Annotated in this window: 3 protein-coding genes; all 3 read left to right on the plus strand. The window is 66.7% G+C overall.

Annotated elements, in window-relative coordinates; translation table 11 throughout:
- Positions 1–3,870 (plus strand): RHS repeat domain-containing protein (locus ACH4K4_RS38570; RefSeq protein ID WP_398175021.1); only part of this gene is annotated, 3,870 nt, incomplete at its 5' end.
- Positions 3,871–3,898: 28 nt separating this feature from the next.
- Positions 3,899–4,351 carry a hypothetical protein gene (locus ACH4K4_RS38575; RefSeq protein WP_398175024.1) on the plus strand — a complete coding sequence of 151 codons (453 nt, stop codon included), beginning with the start codon at positions 3,899–3,901 and terminating at the stop codon, positions 4,349–4,351.
- Between the two features lie 184 nt (positions 4,352–4,535).
- Positions 4,536–6,328: DNRLRE domain-containing protein (locus tag ACH4K4_RS38580; RefSeq protein WP_398175027.1), on the plus strand; the 1,793-nt coding region annotated here is incomplete at its 3' end.

Consider the following 6,328-nt stretch of genomic DNA (forward strand, 5'->3'; position numbering starts at 1 on the left):
GACAAGGACGAGGGCAAGATCTCGACTTCGTCGCTCAACCGGCCGTGGTCCAAGCAGACCGGCAACCACGCACGGGCCGGCACCACCGACCTCGTGGCCCACCAGGTGGGCACCAAGGAGGAGATCTCCCGCACCCTGCTGTCCGACGGCACGTGGCGCACCACCAAAGCGACCAACGAGTTCAACGACCACGGTCAGGTCGTGTCCACCTCCGACGAGGGCGACACGGCCGTCGACGGCGACGAGATGTGCACCCGCACGACCTTCGCCGCCGACGAGAAGAACTGGCTGCTGTCCTACCCCTCGACGCTCCAGCGCACCTCCGCCACCTGCGCAACCCCGGCGAACGCGGACAACACCCTCAACGAGGTCCGCACCGCGTACGACGGCAAGCCGCACGGCCAGGCACCGGCACCCGGCGGGGGCAACCCGACCAAGGTCGACGAGCTGGACCGCTTCGACGGCGGCAAGCCCGTCTTCGTGACCACGTCCGTCGTCGCCTACGACGCCACCGGACGCACGATCGAGGAGACCAACGCGGCCGGCCGCAAAACGAGGACGGACTACACACCGTCCAGCGGCGCCCAGCCGACGAAGGTGACCACCACCGACCCCAAGGGGTACGTGAAGACCGCCGAGATGGACGGCCTGCGCGGACTGACCACCAAGGCCACCGACGTCAACGGGCGCAGCACGGTCCAGCGGTACGACGCACTCGGCCGCCTGACAGCCGCCTGGAAGCCCGGCCGGGCCGAGTCCGAACCGGCGGACGTGCAGTTCGCCTACGACGTCCGGCGCGACGGCCCGACCGTGGTGACCTCGAAAACCCTCCTGGAGAACGGCAAGTACCGCACCGCGCTCACCCTCTACGACGGACTGCTGCGCTCGCGCCAGAAGCAGACGGACGCCCACGGCGGCAAGGGCCGGATCGTCAGCGACACCTTCTACGACAGCCACGGAAGGCAGTACAAGACCAACGCCGAGTACTACAACGAAGGGGCCACCGCACCAGTCGTCCTGTCGGTGGCGGACAACAAGGTCCCGCAGCAGACGGTGACCGAATACGACGGCCAGGGACGGACCACCGCGTCCGTATCCAAGTCGCTGAACGTCGAAAAGTGGCGGACCACCACCTCCTACGGGGGCAACTGGACCGCGTCCGTGCCGCCCAAGGGCGGCACCGCCACGCTCACGCTGGTCAACGCGCACGACAAGCCGGTGGAGGTGCGGCAGTACAAGAACGGCAAGCCCGAGTTCGGCGCCGCTGCCGACACGTACGAGTCGCTGAAGTACACCTACGACTCCGCAGACCGGATGGTGAAGCTGGTGGACGCCGTCGGCAACACCTGGTCCGCCGAGTACGACCTGCGCGGCCACCGGACCAAGTCGACCGACCCGGACAAGGGAACCGTCACCACCACCTACACGCCCGACGGCCAGGTGGCCACCACGAAGGACGCACTGGGCCACACCCTCGCCACCACCTACGACGAACTCGGCCGCAGGACCAGCGTCCGCAGGGACAGCGACAAGGGCGACAAGCTTGCCGAGTGGAACTACGACACCCTCGATGGCGGCAAGGGCCTGCTTGGCTCCTCCGTACGGTACGAGAAGGGCAACGCCTACTCCGTCGCCGTCACGGGCTATGACGCCGCAGGCCGGGCGACCGGCTCCACGGTCACCGTCCCCGACGCGGAAGGAAAGCTGGCCGGCAGCTACACCTTCTCCAGCGCCTACACCCCCAACACCGGGCTGGCGGCCACCACCAGCTACCCGGCCGGCGGCGGCCTGGCGGCCGAGACCGTCCGGCACGGCTACACGGAATTCGGCCTGCCCACCTCGCTGAGCGGCAACGGCAGGGTCTACTCCACCGGAAACCAGTACTCGCCCACAGGCGAACTGCTCCAAACCGTGCTGGGCGACGTCGGCCACCGCGCCGTACAGACCTACGTCTACGAGCCCGCGACCCGGCGCCTCGGCACGGTGACCAACGACCGGGAGGCCAACGGCCCGCAGACCCTCGACCACAAGACCTACACCTACGACCCCGCGGGCAACATCACCCGCATCCGCAACGACCGCGACGACAAGAAGTCGACCGACACCCAGTGCTACACCTACGACTTCGCCCGGCGCCTGACCAACGCCTGGACGGCGGCAGACAACTGCGCCGCCCAGCCGTCCGACGGCACAGCGCCGAAGGTCGGCGGCGTGGACCCGTACTGGCACTCCTACACCTACGACGCGATCGGCAACCGCACGGCCGAAACCCGGCACGACCCCGCCGGTGACACCGCCAAGGACACCCGACGCGGCTACACCTATCCGAAGCCCGGACAGCCCATGCCGCACGCCATGAGCGCGGTCGGCATTTCCGGACCCGGCGCACGTGACGACTCCTTCGAGTACGACAAGGCGGGCAACACCACCCGCCGCGTCACCGCGGAGGGCGACCAGAAACTGACCTGGGACGCCGAGGGCCGCATGGCCTCCTCGACCATCGACGGAAAGACCTCCACCTTCCTCTACGACGCAGACGGCAAACGCCTGCTGCGCCGGGACCCCGGAGCCGTCACCCTCTACCTGGACAGCCAGGAACTGAAGCTCGACACCAAGACCGGAAAGGTCACCGGAAAGCGCTTCTACACCGTAAAGAACAGCACCGTCGTCGCTTCGTCGGACGGCACCCTGTCCTTCGTCCTCAGCGACCACCACGGCACACCGGAACTCACCATCGACGCGAAGTCGATGCAGTACTCCCGGCGCGCCAGCGGCCCCTTCGGCACCGCCCGAGGCCCCCAGCCCGAAGCGGACGCCTGGCCGAGTGAACACGGCTTCGTCGGCGGCACGAAGGACGCGTCAACCGGCCTGACCCATGTCGGAGCGCGCGAATACGACGCGGAAAACGGAAAGTTCATCTCCGTGGACGCCATGCTCAACACGGACAATCCGCAGCAGTTCAACGCGTACGCGTACGCAAACAACAATCCGGTCGCCAACAGTGACCCGAGTGGTAACTTCTCGGTGCTCGACGCCCTGGCGATTTTCGTTGGCGGCCCGATTTTGGCCGTGGCGCTTAGCGAGCAATTGTTTCAAGAATACGGTCAGCGCACCTCCCGATCCTACCGATCCGCACATCGGCAGATGTGGGACGAAGGTCCGAAGGGTACTCGGTTCCAATCGTTCAATGTCAGCAAGGGCAAGGACCGGGGCATCATCATGATCCGGTACTTCATCCATACCCGCGAGGCGATGAATGTGACGCTCGGGCTGACTGCGGGCCTGCTGATCGGTGACGACCGAGATTTCTCGACCGACCCTGATCAGGCCTACCGTATGGTGCTCTTCTGGGACACCGCGTCGGGTGACGTCACTTTCAAGGTTGCGCCATCTCACACCACGGAGACAAAGCGAAGCGTTTCCACGACTTTGACCGGCGGGCAGCCCATGGAGGCAACCGTCAAGTCCACGCAGCTGGATGCGAATGAGCTGACCATTGAGGAGGGCTCGGGGTGGGATATCTTCAACACTCCCGAAACGATTGCGGGTAAGAACATCCTGCAGACGCGCGATTCCAATTCGCAGCGACTCAACCTCGGCGTGCATGGAGTGCAGCCTCTGCTGTCGCTGGGAGCCGTGGACAACAATATCTCTGTTGCCGCGAACGAGGCCTCCGTGTCGGTGCACAGGAGTGGCGACCCCTATCCGGATATGGAGGTTGTGCGGTATCGCCGGAACAACGTCGCACCGGAATCGATCGCCAAGAGCCCGATGATGGAGCCCACCGGCTTCACGGCGCTGGCGTTGATGCCGGGTAAGACGAACCGCTATTGGACGACCACGTCGAGCGGTCCGTTCTGTACACCGTGATGAGGATGTGTCTTTCCCTGTGGACAGCATGAACAAGATCGAGCCCGGAGACCGGCGTGAGCGGTTGCCTCGGTGGCTGCTGGACTGCGCCGCCCGGTACACCGCCGTCTTCGCGGCTGGCTGGGCAATCACCTCGGCTGTGGCTCCCAGGATGTTCGATACCGAGGCGTCGCACGTCGGCAGCGAGCTTCCTTTTTGGGAGTCGTACTGGGGTTGGCTTTCCAACGGACCCGGTGCTTTCGCCATGGTGGGTCTGCCCTCGCTGTTCATGCTCCTGCTCATTTCGGGAGGCAGGTCGCGGGGGGACTCGGGAGGGTTCCGGCTCAAGTCCGGAATGCTGCTTCTGATCCCCCTGTGGTTCACCGTCTCCTACGGCCTCGGGCTGATGCAGCTGACCATGGCGGCCACGCAGTGGGCGTTCACCTTCTGGCTGATGCCGCTGCCCGTGAGGGAGAGCGTTCCGCAAGTTGTTGAACCCTGACCGGGTTCTTCATGTGGCGCTGCCCGGTGGCCACGCCGGTTCACCGGGCGGCGCCCTTTTGACATCCGTAGCAGAGAAAGCGAAATGGGTACCACCCGTGTCTTATGAAGGAAGTCGCAAGCATCGGTACAGACGCCGGGCGTCGCTCGTCGGTGTTGTTACCGCGTTGAGCGTCGGCGCGTCGATGGCCGGAGCTTTTCCGGTCTTCGCTTCGGCGGGGGCCGAGCGGGCCGCCGTACAAGATGGCGCGCAGGACGAGACGCCCGAGGGGCGTGCCGTTCGGGAGGCCGCGGAGTCCGGTAAGCCGGTCGAGTTGATGGGCAAGCGGGCCGAGACGCGGCAGGTGCTGGCCAACCCGGACGGCAGTTTCACCCGGCGGGAGTTCATCCGTCCCGCGTTCGCCAAGGTCGGTGGCGAGTGGCAGGACGCCGACGCCACCATGCGCCGGCGTGCGGACGGGCGTGTCGGGCCGGCCGCCGCCACCTTCGGGCTGTCCTTCTCCGGGGGCGGTGACGGACCGCTCGCCACGATGGAGAAGGACGGCAGGTCACTGTCGATCACATGGCCCAAACCGCTGCCCGAGCCCCGCCTGGACGGCCGTTCGGCGGTGTACGCCGACGTACTGCCCGGCGTCGACCTCCGTATCCAGGCCGATGTCGACGGCTTCGCCCAGTACGTGGTCGTCAAGACCCGTGAGGCGGCCGCACAGCCCGGGCTGCGGGAACTCACCTACGGGGTGAAGAGCGCGGGGGCCGATCTCAAGGCGGACGGGAAGGGCAGATTGACGGTCACCGCCCCCGACGGTACCGAGCTGTTCAGCGCGCCGACCCCCGTCATGTGGGACTCCTCGCACGAGAAGGCGGAGCGGACGCCGCAGGCGGCCGCCGCGGAGCCGAGGGCGAGCCGGGCGAAGCGTTCCGTCGCTGCCGCACCGGCGGGAACCGGTGACGGCGAGCAGCCGCAGCACAACGGGCCCGGCGCGGAGGCGGTCCCGTCGAAGCTGAAGGAGATGCCGACCAGGGTCGTCGGAGACACCCTGCGCATCGCGCCCGACGCGGAGTTCATGAAGGACCCGGACACGGTCTTCCCGGTCACTATCGACCCCATCTTCTCCGGCGGCGGGCGCAACGCCTGGACGATCGCCTATCACAAGGGCGGCTCGCTCTCCGGGACGTCCTTCTGGAACGGCGGCGGGTTCTCGGACCAGCTCGCCCGGGTCGGTCACGAGGACTGGACGAACGGCACCGCCCGGTCTTATTTCCAGATGGACACCGACGGGCTGGACGGCGCGAAGATCATGAGCGCGACGTTCAACGTCCTCAATTCCTACTCCTGGTCGTGCTCTCCCACTCCGGTGGACTTCGGCTGGACCGGTCCCATCTCTCCTTCGACCACCTGGGACAACCAGCCCAGCTGGAACGAGACGCTGCAGAGCAAGTCCTTCGCGCACGGCTGGACCGGCGATGGCAGCAAGTGCAAGGGCGGTGAGGGCGAGGACTTCGACAGTGACGCGCTGAAGCGCCTGGTGCAGCGTGCCGCCGACGGCGGCGACGCCAATCTGACCTTCGGCCTGCGGGCTCGCTCGGACTACGAGGGGCAGGTCAGCAGCTGGAAGAAGTTCCACAACAACCCGCACCTGGAAGTCACCTACAACCGTGCGCCCAAGGTGAATTCCTTCGCCGCGTTCCAGGGGCCGTGGAGTCCCGGGGGCGAGGACAACCTGAAGGTGGCGTGTGACGACGACCCGGCCACCTGGCCCACCATCGGGCGTAACGACCTCACGCTGACCGCCAAGGTCTCCGACCCGGACGGCGGTCAGGTCACGGCCGCGTTCGTGGTCTGGGAGTACGCCGGGGATGCTGTGCTGGAACCGATCGCCCCAGTGAATTCGGGGGGTACCGCCCAGGTGCAGGTACCGAATTCCAAGCTGGTGGACGGCAAGCGCTACAAGTGGCACGTGCAGGCTCGCGACGGCAT

The sequence above is a fragment of the Streptomyces sp. NPDC017529 genome (assembly GCF_044329785.1).
Classification (GTDB): Bacteria; Actinomycetota; Actinomycetes; order Streptomycetales; family Streptomycetaceae; genus Streptomyces.

What these genes read in the sequence shown, in the direction of transcription:
- ACH4K4_RS38575 (WP_398175024.1), top strand. Translation starts at nt 3,899, where the DNA reads ATGAACAAGATCGAGCCCGGAGACCGGCGTGAGCGGTTGCCTCGGTGG.